Origin of the sequence: Sporichthya sp. (genome assembly GCF_013815995.1) — a bacterium.
Taxonomy (GTDB): Bacteria; Actinomycetota; Actinomycetes; order Sporichthyales; family Sporichthyaceae; genus Sporichthya.
In genome coordinates this window covers 1-14,260 of record NZ_JACDFE010000109.1, presented here as the reverse complement: position 1 = coordinate 14,260, position 14,260 = coordinate 1, and the positions used below count along the sequence as shown (strand labels likewise).

Annotated in this window: 13 protein-coding genes and 1 pseudogene; 2 read left to right on the top strand and 12 right to left on the bottom strand. The window is 70.5% G+C overall.

Translation table 11 applies throughout. The features are described 5' to 3' along the window. Nucleotides 1-233: 233 nt before the first annotated feature. Both H0X00_RS13360 and metH read right to left on the bottom strand, forming a co-directional pair. Nucleotides 234-818 carry a DUF998 domain-containing protein gene (locus tag H0X00_RS13360; protein ID WP_293771702.1) on the bottom strand — a complete coding sequence of 195 codons (585 nt, stop codon included), beginning with the start codon at nucleotides 816-818 and terminating at the stop codon, nucleotides 234-236. Between the two features lie 98 nt (nucleotides 819-916). Further along, nucleotides 917-4,429, bottom strand: a complete 3,513-nt coding sequence (gene metH, locus H0X00_RS13355; RefSeq protein WP_293771701.1) for a methionine synthase — start codon at nucleotides 4,427-4,429, stop codon at nucleotides 917-919. A gap of 76 nt (nucleotides 4,430-4,505) precedes the next feature. Here metH and H0X00_RS13350 point away from each other — a divergent pair, with 76 nt between their 5' ends. After that, nucleotides 4,506-5,372 (top strand): PAC2 family protein, encoded by an 867-nt coding sequence (locus H0X00_RS13350; RefSeq protein WP_293771699.1) that lies wholly within the window; start codon nucleotides 4,506-4,508, stop codon nucleotides 5,370-5,372. Nucleotides 5,373-5,426: 54 nt separating this feature from the next. Here H0X00_RS13350 and H0X00_RS13345 read toward each other — a convergent pair whose 3' ends face one another. The 8 genes from H0X00_RS13345 to H0X00_RS13310 all read right to left on the bottom strand — a co-directional run bounded on the left by H0X00_RS13345 (nucleotide 5,427) and on the right by H0X00_RS13310 (nucleotide 12,428). Continuing rightward, complete coding sequence (locus H0X00_RS13345) at nucleotides 5,427-6,182, bottom strand: class F sortase (protein WP_293771696.1); 756 nt, start codon at nucleotides 6,180-6,182, stop codon at nucleotides 5,427-5,429. Continuing rightward, on the bottom strand, nucleotides 6,179-6,925 hold the full coding sequence (locus H0X00_RS13340; protein WP_293771694.1) for a hypothetical protein: 747 nt from the start codon (nucleotides 6,923-6,925) through the stop codon (nucleotides 6,179-6,181). The genes H0X00_RS13345 and H0X00_RS13340 overlap by 4 nt, the downstream gene beginning before the upstream one ends. Before the next feature lie 166 nt (nucleotides 6,926-7,091). Next, on the bottom strand, nucleotides 7,092-8,318 hold the full coding sequence (mshC, locus tag H0X00_RS13335; protein WP_293771691.1) for a cysteine--1-D-myo-inosityl 2-amino-2-deoxy-alpha-D-glucopyranoside ligase: 1,227 nt from the start codon (nucleotides 8,316-8,318) through the stop codon (nucleotides 7,092-7,094). Between the two features lie 54 nt (nucleotides 8,319-8,372). Next, nucleotides 8,373-9,110 (bottom strand): SCO1664 family protein, encoded by a 738-nt coding sequence (locus tag H0X00_RS13330; protein ID WP_367186604.1) that lies wholly within the window; start codon nucleotides 9,108-9,110, stop codon nucleotides 8,373-8,375. A gap of 50 nt (nucleotides 9,111-9,160) precedes the next feature. Beyond that, the gene (locus H0X00_RS13325) at nucleotides 9,161-9,730 is read right to left on the bottom strand and encodes a DUF3090 domain-containing protein (RefSeq protein ID WP_293771687.1); all 570 of its coding nucleotides are present in this window, start codon (nucleotides 9,728-9,730) and stop codon (nucleotides 9,161-9,163) included. Nucleotides 9,731-9,765: 35 nt separating this feature from the next. Continuing rightward, nucleotides 9,766-10,476, bottom strand: a complete 711-nt coding sequence (locus H0X00_RS13320) for a histidine phosphatase family protein (RefSeq protein ID WP_293771684.1) — start codon at nucleotides 10,474-10,476, stop codon at nucleotides 9,766-9,768. Between the two features lie 14 nt (nucleotides 10,477-10,490). Continuing rightward, the gene (locus tag H0X00_RS13315) at nucleotides 10,491-11,375 is read right to left on the bottom strand and encodes an undecaprenyl-diphosphate phosphatase (RefSeq protein WP_293771682.1); all 885 of its coding nucleotides are present in this window, start codon (nucleotides 11,373-11,375) and stop codon (nucleotides 10,491-10,493) included. After that, nucleotides 11,376-12,428, bottom strand: coding sequence for an LLM class F420-dependent oxidoreductase (locus H0X00_RS13310; protein ID WP_293771679.1), 1,053 nt, complete (start codon nucleotides 12,426-12,428; stop codon nucleotides 11,376-11,378). Between the two features lie 134 nt (nucleotides 12,429-12,562). Between H0X00_RS13310 and H0X00_RS13305 the strand changes: the two genes are divergently transcribed. After that, nucleotides 12,563-13,543, top strand: a complete 981-nt coding sequence (locus tag H0X00_RS13305; RefSeq protein WP_367186602.1) for an aldo/keto reductase — start codon at nucleotides 12,563-12,565, stop codon at nucleotides 13,541-13,543. Nucleotides 13,544-13,548: 5 nt separating this feature from the next. On the opposite strand, the gene H0X00_RS13300 is transcribed toward H0X00_RS13305, so the two are convergent. Continuing rightward, nucleotides 13,549-14,124, bottom strand: a complete 576-nt coding sequence (locus H0X00_RS13300; protein WP_293771674.1) for a hypothetical protein — start codon at nucleotides 14,122-14,124, stop codon at nucleotides 13,549-13,551. 22 nt (nucleotides 14,125-14,146) lie between these two features. Then, a pseudogene (locus H0X00_RS23870) lies at nucleotides 14,147-14,260 on the bottom strand (IS630 family transposase); the annotation flags it as partial.

Sequence of the window (14,260 nt, the reverse complement as noted above, 5' to 3'; positions counted from 1 at the left end):
GGCAGCGTCGAGGACCGCGCCATCCGGGCCAACTCCGCGCGCTGCTCACTACTGACCGGCAACGCCGGTGCTGTCTTGATCGGCATGATCAATCATACCGCGCTAATTCACAGACAGACCACTAGCGTCCCCCTGCATCGCGGCTGAGGCGAGACGCAACTACGCGACAGGGTTGAAACACCGGTGACAGGGCCCGAGCGTTAGGCGAGTCCCAGCTGTTTCAAACCTGTCGCTCAGCTGCGCCCTGCGGGCCGGCGCTGTTGCCCCAGCACGCTGAGCGCCAGGGCGACCGCCCAGGCGTCGTACATCGTCAGCCCGGTCCGCTGGAGCAGGCCGGTCTGATCGTCGACCACGAGGCTGCCGACGAGGGCAGCCGCCATCGCCACCGAGAGCGCATAGGACCCGAGGCGAGCGGTCCGGGCGCGCAGGTGCGGCGCCGCCGCAATCGGTCCCAGGACGTTGGCGGCGTACGACGCGCCGGCGGCAACGAGGTGCAGCGTGTCGACCGTCGTCCCGCCCTCGGGGCTGAGCGGGAACGCCGCGACGGCCAGGGTTCCGACGGCGGACGCGGTGACCGCGACCTGCACGCTGCGTGAGCCCAGCGCCCGGCCGAGGCCGCGGGCGAAGACCGGCATCAGCAGGCCGAAGCCGAGAAAGCCTGCCGTCATCAGCGGCTGCGTCGAGGCCCCCTGTTCGGCGAGGCGGCTGATGGTGTCCGACACCGGTGAGTACCCGTCCTTCACCGCGCCGCCGACTACCCAGGCCCCGACGAAAGCCGCCGGACCGGCGATGCCGGCGAACCTCGCAGCGCGGTTCACGCGGACGCGCTCAGGTCTCCCGGGACCGGGCACCGCACCTCCTTAGCGTCCGGCTGAGCGGTCCTCCAGGACGACCGCTGGGTCGGACGTTGGGTGGCTCAGGTGTTGAAGTATTTGGCTTCGGGGTGGTGGACCACCAGAGCGTCGGTGGACTGCTCCGGGTGCAGCTGCAGCTCCTCGGAGAGCACGACGCCGATCCGCTCCGGGTTGAGCAACTCGACCATCTTCACCCGGTCCTCCAGATCCGGGCAGGCCGGATAGCCGAAGGAGTAGCGAGAACCGCGGTAGCCCTGGCGCAACATCGCGTCCAGATCGCCGTCCTCGTCACCGAAGTGCAGCTCCTCGCGGATACGGCCGTGCCACATCTCGGCGAGGGCTTCGGTCAACTGCACGGACAGGCCGTGCAGCTCGACGTAGTCGCGGTAGGAGTTCGCGGCGAACAGCTCGTTCGCGGCCTCGGAGATCCGGTTGCCCATCGTGACCAGATGGAAGGGCAGCACATCGATCTCGCCGGAGTCCTTCGGGCGGAAGAAGTCCGACAGGCACAGGTGCCGGTCGCGGCGCTGGCGCGGGAAGGTGAAGCGCAGCCGCTCCTGGCCCTCGAGCGGTCCCTCGTGGTGCAGCACGACGAGGTCGTCGCCCTCCGAGTAGCAGGGGAAGTAGCCGTAGACGACAGCCGCCTCGAGCATCTGCTCGGCGAGGATCCGGTCCAGCCACATCCGCAGCCGCGGGCGGCCCTCGGTCTCGATGAGCTCGGCGTAGTCGGGGCCTTCGGCGCCGCGGGTGGACTTGAGCCCCCACTGGCCGAGGAAGAGGGCCCGCTCGTCGACATAGGACGAGTAGTCCGCCAACGAGATGCCCTTGACGATGCGGGTGCCCCAGAACGGCGGCACCGGGACCTTGTTGTCCACGCTGACATCCGAGCGCGCCGGCATCTGGTCCAGCGGGGTCAGTTCGAGCTTGGCACCGCCGGTGGCGACGCGGCGCTTCTTCAGTGGCGGCAGCTCAGCGCCGGGGACGCCGCGCTTGACCGCCATGAAGGCGTCCATCAGACGCAAACCCTCGAAAGCGTCGCGGGCGTAGCGGACCTGGCCGTTGAACTTCTCGGCGAGGTCCTCCTCGACGAACGCCCGGGTCAGCGCCGCCCCACCGAGCAGGATCGGCCACTTCTCGGCCAGCTTGCGCAGGCCGAGCTCCTCGAGGTTCTCCTTCATGATGACCGTCGACTTGACCAGCAGGCCGGACATGCCGACCACGTCGACGTTGTTCTCCTGGGCGGCCTCCACGATCGCTGCGATCGGCTGCTTGATGCCGATGTTCACGACCGTGTAGCCGTTATTGCTCAGGATGATGTCGACGAGGTTCTTGCCGATGTCGTGGACGTCGCCCTTGACGGTCGCCAGCACGATCGAGCCCTTGCCGGACTCCTCGCCCTCGACCTTCTCCATGTGCGGTTCGAGGTAGGCCACCGCGGTCTTCATGACCTCGGCGGACTGCAGCACGAAGGGCAGCTGCATCTGGCCGGAGCCGAAGAGTTCACCGACGGTCTTCATGCCGGAGAGCAGCGTCTCGTTGATGATCTCCAGCGCCGGGCGCTCGGCCAGCGCGAGGTCGAGGTCAGGCTCGAGGCCCTTGCGGGCGCCGTCGACCACCCGGCGCTCGAGTCGCTCGAACAGCGGCAGCGAGAGCAGTTCCTCGGCCTTGGCCGACGCCATGCTGGCCGCGTCCACGCCCTCGAAGAGCTCGAGGAACTTCTGCAGCGGGTCATAGGCCGGGGTGTCGTCGGTGGCCGGACGACGACGGTCGTAGATGAGGTCCAGGGCGACGTTGCGCCGCTCCTCCGGGATGCGCGCCATCGGCAGGATCTTCGAGGCGTGCACGATCGCGGAGTCCAGGCCGGCCTTCTGCGCCTCGTGCAGGTACACCGAGTTCAGCACGATGCGCGCGGCCGGGTTGAGACCGAAGGAGATGTTGGACAGCCCCAGCGTGGTCTGCACCGCCGGGTAGCGCTGCTTGAGCAGCTTGATGCCTTCGAGGGTCTCCAGGCCGTCCTTGCGCGACTCCTCGAGCCCGGCCCCGATAGTGAAGGCGAGGCAGTCGACGAAGATGTCGTCGACGCGCATGCCCCACTTGGCGACCAGATCATCGATGGTGCGCCCGGCGATCTCGACCTTGCGCTCGGCGGTGCGGGCCTGGCCCAGCTCATCGATGCACATCACGACGACGCCGGCGCCGTGCTCCTGCACCAGCGGCATGATCTTGGCGAAGCGCGACTCCGGTCCGTCGCCGTCCTCGAAGTTGACCGAGTTGATGATGACCCGGCCGCCGAGCATCTCCAGGCCGGCCTGCAGGACGGCGGGCTCGGTGGAGTCCAGCACGAGCGGCAGGGTCGAGGCGGTGGCGAAGCGGCCCGCGAGCTCCTTCATGTCCGCGACACCGTCGCGGCCGACGTAGTCCACGCACAGGTCGAGCAGGTGGGCGCCGTCGCGGATCTGGGCCCGGGCGATGTCGACGCAGTCGTCCCAGCGCGCCTCGAGCATGGCCTCGCGGAACGCCTTGGAGCCGTTGGCGTTGGTGCGCTCTCCGACCGCCAGGTAGGCCGCGTCCTGCTTGAACGGCACGTGCGCGTAGAGCGAGGCGACGCCGGCCTCGTGGCGGACCTTGCGCGTGCCCTTCTCGGTCTCGCGCACCTTCTCCACCAGCGCGCGCAGGTGCTCCGGCGTCGTGCCGCAACAACCGCCGACGAGGGAGAGGCCGTAGTCGCGGATGAAGGTGGCCTGCGCGTCGGCCAGCTCGGCCGGGCCGAGCGGGTAGTGCGCGCCGTTCGGGCCGAGGACCGGCAGGCCGGCGTTCGGCATGCAGCTGACGCCGATCGAGGCGTGCTTGGCCAGGTAGCGCAGGTGCTCGCTCATCTCGGCCGGGCCGGTCGCGCAGTTCAGCCCGATCAGCTCGATGCCGAGCGGCTCCAGCGCGGTCAGCGCAGCACCGATCTCCGAGCCGAGCAGCATCGTGCCGGTGGTCTCCACCGTGACCTGGGCGATGATCGGCAGGTCGACACCCATCGAGGTCAGCGCCCGCTTGGCGCCGAGGATCGAGGCCTTGGTCTGCAGCAGGTCCTGGCTGGTCTCGACCAGGACCGCGTCGATCCCGCCGGCGATCATGCCCTCGGTCTGCTGCTGGTAGGCGTCGCGCAGCTGCGCGTAGGGCGCGTGGCCAAGCGTCGGCAGCTTGGTCCCCGGGCCCATCGAGCCGAGCACCCAGCGCTGCTGCCCGGTCTCCGCGGTCCAGTGGTCGGCGGATTCCCGCGCGATCCGGGCGCCGGCCTCGGAGAGCTCGTGGATGCGCTCCGGGATGTCGTACTCGGCGAGGTTGGCGAAGTTGGCACCGAAGGTGTTCGTCTCGACGGCGTCGCAGCCGACCTCGAAGTACTCGTCGTGGACCGCGCGGACGACCTCGGGACGGGTGACGTTGAGGATCTCGTTGCAGCCCTCGTAACCCTCGAAGTCCTCCAGGGACAGGTCGTGGGCCTGCAGCATCGTCCCCATCGCGCCGTCGGCGACGACGACTCGTTCGGCCAGGGCGGCGCGCAGTTCCTGCGGGGACGGGCTCATAGGTCCCACATCTTAATCGGCGCGGCGCGATAGGTTCGCCGCAATAACCGCCGAACGCGTCAGGGGAGGACCATCCGTGATCGAGTTCGACGGCGCCGACGCGCTGGTGGACCCGGTCCTGCTGGCCTCTTTCGAGGGCTGGAACGACGCCGCGGAGTCCGCGTCCGGCGCGCTGGCCCACCTGGCCACGGCCTGGGACGCCCGCCTGATCGGCGAATTGGACCCGGACGAGTACTACGACTTCCAGGTGAACCGGCCGACGATCTCGGTCGACGTCTCCCCCGGTGTGTCCAGGGTCACCTGGCCGACCACGCGGTTCTACGCCGCCCGCCTCGAGAACGGCCGCGACGTCGTGCTGATGCGCGGGGTCGAGCCCAACATGCGCTGGCGCGGGTTCTGCGAGGAGATCCTGGCCGGCTGCAAGACGCTCGGCATCGACATGGTGATCACCCTGGCCGCCCTCCTCGGCGACGCTCCGCACACCCGGCCGGTGCCGGTGCGGGGCACCTCGATCGACGACCGGCTGCGCTCAAAGCTCAACCTCGAGCCGTCCAGCTACTCCGGCCCGACCGGGATCGTCGGGGTCTTCCAGGACGCCTGCGCCCAGGTCGGGCTCCCGGCTGCCTCGTTCTGGGCCGCGGTCCCGTACTACGTCGCCCAGCCCCCGTGCCCGAAGGCGACGTTGGCGCTGCTGAGCAAGATCGAGGACGTCCTCGACGTTGCGATCCCGCTCGGCGACCTGCCGGAGGAGGCGCGGGCCTGGCAGGACGGCGTGGATGAACTCGCCGCCGAGGACCAAGAGGTCGCCGACTACGTGCGGTCCCTGGAAGAGGCCAAGGACACCACCGAGCTGCCCGAGGCCTCCGGCGAGGCGATCGCCAAGGAGTTCGAGCGTTACCTACGCCGCCGGGACGGCGACGAGGGGCCGCTCGGTCCGGGCTGACGCCCCGTCAGCTGTGGATAACGAACCGTTAGGCGTGACACGCCTAACGGTTCGCTACTTGGCGAGGTCGGCGAAGACCACGACGTTGCGCGGGAAGCCGCCCTTGGCCTGGTTGTAGGTTCCGGTCGAGGTGATCAGGCGGAGCTGCGCCTGCTGCTTGCCGCCGCCGTAGACGCGGGTCTCCGGCACCTCACCGGCCTGGAACTGCTCGACGGACTGGACGACGAAGTTCAGCGTCTTGCCTTCGAGCGTGGTGACCACGATCTTGTCGCCGGCCCGGGCCTTGACCAGCTTGGCGAAGACGTCCTCGCCGCTCTGGCTGCGCCGGCCGAGGATGACCGCGCGGCCCAGCACGCCGGGTTCCGCGCCGCTCTCGATCCAACCGGCGCGGCCGAGGGCCGGTACCTCAAGGATGTTGGTGGCCGGGTTCAGATTCAGCGCGTCGAGCTCGGTGCTGATGCCGAGGCGGGCGAGCTGCACGGACGCCGGGTAGTGCTCGTGGCCGGCCACGACGGTGTTGTTCGCGGCCGCGGGCTCGTTGTCCCACGGCCAGCCACCGAGGCCACCGATGAACAGCACCGGGGTCGCCGAGAGCGCGGCCAGCGCGAACTGCAGCTTGGTGAAGGAACGGCTGCGGGGCGCGTCCTCGAGCTCGTCGGCATTGCCCGTGGAGGAGTCGGTGGTGGAGTCGGCAATCGGGGCCATCTCGTCGCTGACCTCGTCGTGATCGGCGAACAGGTCGTAGTCGTCGCTCTGGTCGGACGTGGACCGCTTGGCCAACAGGCCGCCGTTCTGGTTACGCCGAATCACAGTGATCCCCCCACAGACCCGTTGATCAGCCCACGACGTCCGGCCGCGCTGGCCGCACCGGCCGCACCGGTGATCGCGATGCCACCCAGCACGATCAGGGCGACGGTCGCCGCGCCCGCGCCGACGGCGGCAGCCTCGGCAGCGTTGGACGGGAAGATCGACTTGACGTCGCTGATCAGACCGCCGAGGCCACCCGGCGACGGCTTCTCGGTGCTCTCCACGACGGGCTGGGCGGCCGGCGCCTGCTCCATCGGCATGGTCCAGGTCGAACCCACCGGCGCGATCGAGTCGACGCGGTCGACCTTGCCGCCGCCCTTGGCGGGCTGGGCCGGGGCCGGCACGGTCGGGGCCTCGGACACGTGGGTCGGCTCGGACAGGCCCAGGGTGTCGGTCAAGCCACCGACGACGCCGCCGAGCAGCGGCAGTTCCTTGGTGGTCTTGGTCAGGTTGTCGACGGTCTTACCCAGGACCGGCTTGTCGGCATCGGCCGCGATCTCCTGCTCGGTCCGGACGCCGAGGGAGTCGCCCAACAGGCCGTCCACGGTGCCGAGAAGGTTGTGGAGCAGGCTGTTGATCTGCGCCAACGAGACCTGCGGGGCGCTCACCTGCGGGGCGCTCACCTGCGGGGCGGACGGCGCCCGGTTGGTCGCGGCGGAAGCGGCGCCGGAGCCCAGTGCCGAGACGGCCGCCGTCGCCACGATCACGGTCGCCAGTCGGCGAGCGGTGGTGGAACGGACTGCCATGGCGGGGCCTCCAGTACGAGAACGCAATTCGCGTGTCCTCAGTTGACGTCGGCGCCGCCCCCGCGGACCCAGGTCCCGAGCTAAATGGCCCTTAAGGATGAGAGGCGAATCGGACAAACCTCGTATCCGCCCCGGCCAGGGCCATCAGACCCGCCTCACCGAAGGGCTAGAGCGCGACACCCAGGAGGGCGTCGGACAGCCGGGAAATGATTCCGGGAGCGCCCAGATCGGTCCCCCCGGTGGCATTTTGCGCCGCCGCCCAGGCATCGATCGCGGCCAGCGCGGCCGGGGCGTTCAGGTCCCCGGCCAGAGCCGCGCGAACCTCGGCGAGCGTGGATGTGGCGTCCAGTCCGTCCGGCCGGGAGACCGCCGCCCGCCAGGTCGACAGCCGCTCCTGAGCCTGCGTCAGGACCGCATCGGTCCACTCCCAGTCGGTGCCGTAGTGCCGGCTCAGCAGGGCCAGCCGGATCGCCGCGGGCTCCACACCTGCGGCCCGCAGCTTGGAGACGAAGACCAGGTTCCCGCGCGACTTGGACATCTTCTCGCCCTGGTAGCCCACCAGGCCGGCGTGGACGTGGACCCGGACGAAGCCGGGGTGCCCGGTGAGCACGTGGGCGTGCGAGGAGCCCATCTCGTGGTGCGGGAACGCCAGGTCACGCCCGCCGCCCATCACGTCGACGGTCTCGCCGAGGCGGTCCATCGCGATCGCGGTGCACTCGATGTGCCAGCCCGGCCGGCCCGGACCGGCCGGGGAGACCCAGGCCGGCTCCCCCGGGCGCTCGCCGCGCCAGACGAGGGCGTCGAGCGGGTCCTTCTTACCGGCCCGGGCGGGGTCGCCGCCGCGCTCCGCAAACAGCTCCAGCATCTGACTCTGGGACAGGCGTGCGACTCCGCCGAAGGCCGGGTCGGCGTGCACCGCCAGATAGGTGTCGGTCTCGACCTCGTAGGTGGCCCCGCGACCGCGCAACCCGAGGAGGAACTCGTTGATCAGCGGGATGGCCTCGACCGCACCGACGTAGTGCTCAGGAGCGAGCACCTGCAGCGCGGTCATGTCTTCCCGGAACAGCTCGGTTTCGCGCTCGGCGAGGACCCGCCAGTCCATGCCGGTGGCGGTGGCCCGCTCCAGCAGCGGGTCGTCGACGTCGGTAACGTTCTGCACGTAGTGCACCGCCACGCCGGAGTCGCGAACGGCCCGATTGAGCAGGTCGAAGGTGACGTAGGTGTTGGCGTGACCCAGGTGGGTCGCGTCGTACGGCGTGATCCCGCAGACGTACATCCGGAACTCGGGGCCGGGCGCGGCCGGCACGAGCTCACCGGAGGACGCGTCCCGCACCTGCACCGGCAGACTCTCGCCGGGCAGGCGAGGAATCTCGGCGGACGGCCAGGCATGCATGGGGGTCACCCTAGATTTCGACAGAGCCGCTTGAGTTTGGCGGGGCGGACAGGGTCAGAACGGCGGCCACGGAACCGCGGGCCAGCCGTCCTGCCGCGGCTCGGGGTGGATCCCGGTACGCAGCAGCCGGGTCAACCGCCGCCGGGTGGCCGTCGATTCCCGGGGCGTCAGCAATTCGGTCAGCGCGGGCCCGAGCCCGCTCTCCCACTCCGCCGCGACCTCCTCCAGGACCTCGACCGTCTCTTCCGGCAGCGGCTGGCCGGCCCAGCCCCACAGCAGGGTGCGCAGCTTGTTCTCCACCGCGAAGCAGACCCCGTGGTCGATGCCGTAGAGGTCGCCCCCAGCGGTGGGCAGCAGGTGCCCGCCCTTGCGGTCGGCGTTGTTGATCACCGCGTCCAGGACGGCGATCCGGCGCAGGCGGTCGTCGTCGGCGCGGACCAGCCAACCGAGGTCGACGGAGTCGTCGACGTCGATCCAGAGCTGGGCCATGCCGGGGCCCCACGGGCCGTCCCGGAGCACCGTCGGCGGCACGATGTTCCAGCCCGTGGCGGCCGAGACCCGGTAGGCACCCACCTCGCGGGCAGCCAGCGTCCCGTCCGGGAAATCCCAGAGCGGCCGCTCCCCCGCGATCGGCTTGTGCACGCAGGCGGCGGTGACCCCGTTCAGCGTCGTCGAGCAGTACAGCGTGGCGTTGGACGCGTCGACCATCCGGCCGATCACGTCGAGCTCGCCGTGGGTCAGGAGCTCGAGCAGGCCCGCCTCGTCGAGATCGGGGGTGTCGAAGGCCGGGATCCCAGACTCGTCGGCCTCGTCGGCCTCGTCGGTCCGGGAGTCGGGCTCACTCAACGCCGGTAGCCGTTGGACCGCGGGCAGATGTGGCCGGCCGGATCCAACGGCAGGCCGCAGAACGGGCAGGCGGGACGGCCGGCCGAGACCACCGAGCTCGCCCGTTTGGCGAACGCGCGGGCCATCTCCCCGGTCAGGCGCACCCGGAGCACGTCGGGGCCGTCCACGGTGTCGTCGTCGTCGATGGCGGGGCCGGCGACCTCGGCGTCGTCCTCGCCGGGGGCCTGGGCCACGATCACCAGCCGCTCGGAGCCCGGGTCCCAGCCCAGCGCGAGGGTGCCGACCCGGAACTCCTCGTCGATCGGCGGCTCCAGCGGGGCCAGGTCGTCGGCGGGGTCGTCGGTGGCGGCCGGGACGGGCGCATCGCCGCCGGTGACCCGCAGCACCTCGTCCAGCAACTTGTCGATCTGTTCGGCGAGGAGTGCGACCTGCTGCTTCTCCAGCGCGACGCTGGTGACCCGGTCGGCGGCCCTGGCCTGCAGGAAAAAGGTGCGCGCACCCGGCTCACCGACCGTCCCGACGACGAAACGCTCGGGCGGGTCGTAGAGGAAAACCTGACGGGGCACGATTCAAAACCCTACGTCTCGCCTGACCTGGCGGATCAAGCGCCCGCGCCGCCGCCGACCACGGCGTCGGAGCTGCGCTTGCGTCCGCGCTTGGCCTTCGCGGGGGGCGGCGGGGTGTAGGCAGCCACGTCGCCGCCCACGTCGTTGACCCGCAGCACGAACGGGCGGGTCTCGGTGTAGCTGATGGCGGTGATCGAGCCGGGATCGATGAGGATGCGCTGGAAGTTGTCCAGGTGGGTGGCCATCGCGTCGGCGACGATCGCCTTGATCACATCCCCGTGCGAGCAGGCGACCCAGACCGCGCCTGGGCCGTGCTCGGCGGCGATGCGGGCATCCCAGTCCCGGATCGCGGCCACCCCGCGGGCCTGCATCGCGGCCATCGACTCGCCCTCGGGGCCCGGGAAGACGGCGGCGCTGGGGTGGGCCTGCACGACCTTCCAGAGCGGCTCCTTGAACAGCTCGGAGAGCTTGCGCCCGGTCCAGTCCCCGTAGCGGCACTCCCCGAGCCGCTTCTCGGTCACCCGCTTGAGCCCGGTCTTCTTGACCAGCGGCGCGACCGTCTCCTGGCAGCGTTGCAGCGGGCTGGCGACGATCGCGGCGAGCGGCAGACCGCCCAGCCGCAGCGCGATCGCCTCGGCCTGTTCCCGGCCGCGGTCGTCGAGGGCGACCCCGGGGGTCCAGCCGGCAAGCACGCCGGAGGTGTTGGCCGTCGAGCGGCCGTGACGGAGCAGCAGAACGGTGGGCACGGTGGCGAGAGTAGCTAGTTGACGGCGCCGATGACGGCGACCGGCGCCGTCGGCGGGGCCAACTCGATGTCGCTCTTGGCCTCCAGCACTCCGGAGGCGACCAGGATCAGCACCACCGCCCCGAGCGCGATCCGGTAGATCACGAACGGGGTGTAGGTGTGGGTGGCCACGTACTTGAGCAGCCACGCGATCGCGGCGTAGCCCACGAAGAACGAGATCACCGTCGCCAGCGCCGTTTGCCCACCCGAGTACGGGCTGTCGCCGTCGGCGACGTCGGAGAGCTGGAACAGCCCGGCCGAGACCACGGCGGGAATCGCCAGCAGGAACGCGAACCGGGTCGCGGCCTCCCGTTTCTGACCCAGCGTCAGACCCATGGAGATGGTGGCGCCGGAACGGGAGACGCCGGGGATCAGGGCGCAGGCCTGCGCGAGTCCGCCGAGCACGCCGTCGCGCATGGTCAACTGGCTGAGGTCGCGCTCAAAAGTCGCGATCTTCTCGGCGCCGTAGAGCACCAGGCCGAAGATGATGAGCATCGAACCGGTCAGCCACAGGTTGCGCGCGCCGGTCTTGATGTCGTCCTTGAACAAGATGCCGAGGACGCCGATCGGGATCGTGCCGACGATGCAGTACCAGCCCATCCGGGCGTCGAGTTCACCGCGGTACTGCGGCTTGAACAGGGAGAGCGTCCAGGTCTTGATGATCCTGGCGATGTCGTTGCGGAAGTACAGGAGCACCGCGAGTTCGGTGCCGATCTGGATCACCGCGGTGAACGAGGCGCCCGGGTCCTTCCAGCCGAAGATGTCGGGGAAGATCCGCAGGTGCGCCGAGGAGGAGATCGGCAGGAACTCCGTCAGTCCTTGCAGCACCCCGAGGAAGACCGCCTGCAGCCAGTGGGCCATCTACTCCCCTACGCCCGACTTCTCCAGGGCCTCGACCGCGGTGCGCAGCACGCTCTGGTCGCTGCCCGCTGCGGCCTGGTGGTAGAGCGCCACGTTGATCGTGTTCACCCCGGCGGCGGCGTACTCGCGCATCCGGTCGGCGATGCGGTCAACGGTGCCGAGCAACCCGATCCGCTCCAGCAGTTCCTGGGGCAGCGCGGCCTCGGCCTCCTTGTAGCGCTTGGCCAGGTAGTGCTCCTGGACCGCGGTCGCCTCGGCCTCGTAACCCATCCGGCAGGCCAGGTCGTTGTAGAAGTTCTTGTCCCGGCTGCCCATGCCGCCGATGTAGAGCGCGGTCTGGCGCCGGGTGACGTCCGCGCAGGCCGCCAGGTCGTCGCCCACCACCAGCGGGATGGTGGGGCTGACGTCGAAGCCGTCCATCGTCTTGCCGACCTTGGCCCGGCCCTCGGCGATCGTGGCGAGCACCGGCCCGAGGATCTGCGGGTCGGCGAACAGCCCGAGCCAGCCGTCGGCGATCTCCCCGGTCAGGCGCAGGTTCTGCGGGCCGAGTGAGCCGAGATAGATGGGCACCGCGTCGCGGACCGGGTGGATGATCAGAGTCAGCTTCTTGCCCGGGCCGTCCGGGATCGGCAGCGTGTAGTGCTTGCCGGAGTAGACGACCTCCTCGCGGCGCAGCGCCATGTTCACGATCTCGATGTACTCGCGGGTGCGCCCGATCGGCGCGGCGAACGGGACCCCGTACCAACCCTCGGAGACCTGCGGGCCCGAGACGCCCAGGCCGAGCCGGAACCGGCCGCCGGACAGCGAATCCAGGGTGGCCGCCGTCATCGCGGTCATCGTGGGCTGGCGGGCCGGGATCTGGAAGACCGCGGCGCCGATGTCGATCCGGGTGGTCTGGGCGGCCATGAAGGCCAGCACGGTCGCGGCGTCGGAGCCGTAGGCCTCAGCGGCCCACACCACGGAGTAGCCGAGCTCGTCGGCCTCCCGGGCGTAGGCGAGGTTGCTCGCGTTGTTGCCCATGCCCCAGTAGCCGAGATTGAGTCCGAGCCGCACGCGAGTTCCCCGTTCCCACCAGTCTCTGCGCCAACCAGTGCCAATTCGGGCCGGTCGCCTCGCCGCACACTATCCGCGCGCCATCGCGGGGTGGACCGGCCGGGCCGTTAGCCTTCCTGACCATGGGACCCGGTATGGAATACCGCCACCTCGGACGTAGCGGGCTGGCCGTTTCCAGGCTGGGCCTGGGCACCATGACCTGGGGCGTGGACACCGACCCCGACGAGGCCGCCGAGATCCTGGCCGGCTTCTGCGACGCCGGCGGCACGCTGGTGGACACCGCCGCGGTCTACGGCGACGGCAAGGCCGAGCAGATCCTGGGCGAACTGCTGGGCAAGACCGTCCCGCGCGAAGACGTCGTGCTGGCCACCAAGGCCGGCATCTCCCACCGCAACGGGCACAACATCCTCGACACCTCCCGCCGGGCGCTGCTCGACACCCTGGACGCGTCGCTGGCCCGGCTCGGCACCGACCACGTCGACCTCTGGCAGGTCCACGTCTACTCCGGCGCCACCCCGGCCGCCGAGGTGATGTCCGCGCTCGAGCAGGCCGTCAGCTCCGGGCGCGCCCGCTACGTGGGCGTCTCCAACTACGGCGGCTGGCAGCTCGCGCAGGCCGCCACCCTGCAGCTGGCTTCTCCGTCCGGGGCGCAGGTCATCTCCAACCAGGTCGAGTACTCGCTGCTCAACCGCGGGGTCGAGACCGAGGGCCTCCCGGCCGCGCACGCCCTCGGCGTCGGGGTGCTCGCCTGGTCCCCCCTCGGCCGTGGCGTGCTCACCGGCAAGTACCGCAGCGGCACCCCGGTCGACTCCCGCGCCGCCTCGACCCGCTTCGGCGGGTTCGTCGAGGGCTACCTGACCCCGAACTCGCGCTCCGTCGTCGACGCCGTCGCCACCGCCGCCACCGGGCTCGGGTGCTCGCCGTTGGAGGTGGCGCTGGCCTGGGTCCGCGACCACGCCGGCGTCACCGCGGCCGTGGTCGGGGCGCGGACCTCGGCTCAGCTCAAGGCTTCCCTGGCCGCGGAGGCCGTCACGCTGCCACTGGAGATCCGGATCGCGCTCGACGACGTCTCCGATCCGCGCCGTCCGCAGGCGAACCTCTCCGTCGTCGAGTAACTCGCTCAGTCCTCGTCGGGCTCGACGGGCGCTTCCACCCGGCACAGGACCAGCTCGGGCTCCGCGCCGCCGAACGCGTCCTCCATCCAGGACGGGTCGTCGTCGTCCGGGTCGGCGTCGTCGGTGGCCAGCACCCAGGTGGTGTGCCCGTGCGGGCGCAGGCCGACGCTTTCCGGTGAGGCCGACGTCCCGAGCCGGGTGTGCCCGACCGCGGCCACCAGGGCAGCCAGCGCGATCGCCGGGTCGTCCAGCTCCTCCCCGACAGCCCGGCTGGCGGCGGCGAACAGCACGGCGTCGTCGGTGACGCTGAAATCCCAACGGGCGAGGAGGCTGAGCCGGTCCAGGCTGGGCTCCTCGTCGTCGTCGTCTACCGGCGGCTCCGGGTCGGGCAGGTCGAACGGGGTGACCTCGTCGTGCTCGTCGTAGAGCGCCAGGTCGTAGTCCGCGGCGGCGGCGCGGAGCTCCTTGTAGGCGAGCTGCACGGCCGGGTCGTGCTCCCCCGACCGGGCCTCGACGGCGCTCAGGTGCTGGTCGAGGGCGGCGCGGAGCCGGTCGGCGGCGGCGCGGGCGTTGTGGGACATATGCGCAACCTAGTGGTGTGTCTCAGTTTTGACTGACTACTTCGAGTGCGACGCGTCCGCGTCGGACTTTGGCGAGTATCGACTCGGCGCTGGCGGTCCAGATCAAGGGCCTGGGGAAGTCGTTGTTCACGCGCAG

Excerpts from the sequence above, each read along its gene's own strand:
- metH (WP_293771701.1), bottom strand. The coding sequence starts at position 4,429 with ATGAGCCCGTCCCCGCAGGAACTGCGCGCCGCCCTGGCCGAACGAGTC.
- H0X00_RS13305 (WP_367186602.1), top strand. The coding sequence starts at position 12,563 with ATGGAATACCGCCACCTCGGACGTAGCGGGCTGGCCGTTTCCAGGCTG.
- mshC (WP_293771691.1), bottom strand. The coding sequence starts at position 8,318 with ATGCATGCCTGGCCGTCCGCCGAGATTCCTCGCCTGCCCGGCGAGAGT.
- H0X00_RS13315 (WP_293771682.1), bottom strand. The coding sequence starts at position 11,375 with ATGGCCCACTGGCTGCAGGCGGTCTTCCTCGGGGTGCTGCAAGGACTG.
- H0X00_RS13340 (WP_293771694.1), bottom strand. The coding sequence starts at position 6,925 with ATGGCAGTCCGTTCCACCACCGCTCGCCGACTGGCGACCGTGATCGTG.
- H0X00_RS13300 (WP_293771674.1), bottom strand. The coding sequence starts at position 14,124 with ATGTCCCACAACGCCCGCGCCGCCGCCGACCGGCTCCGCGCCGCCCTC.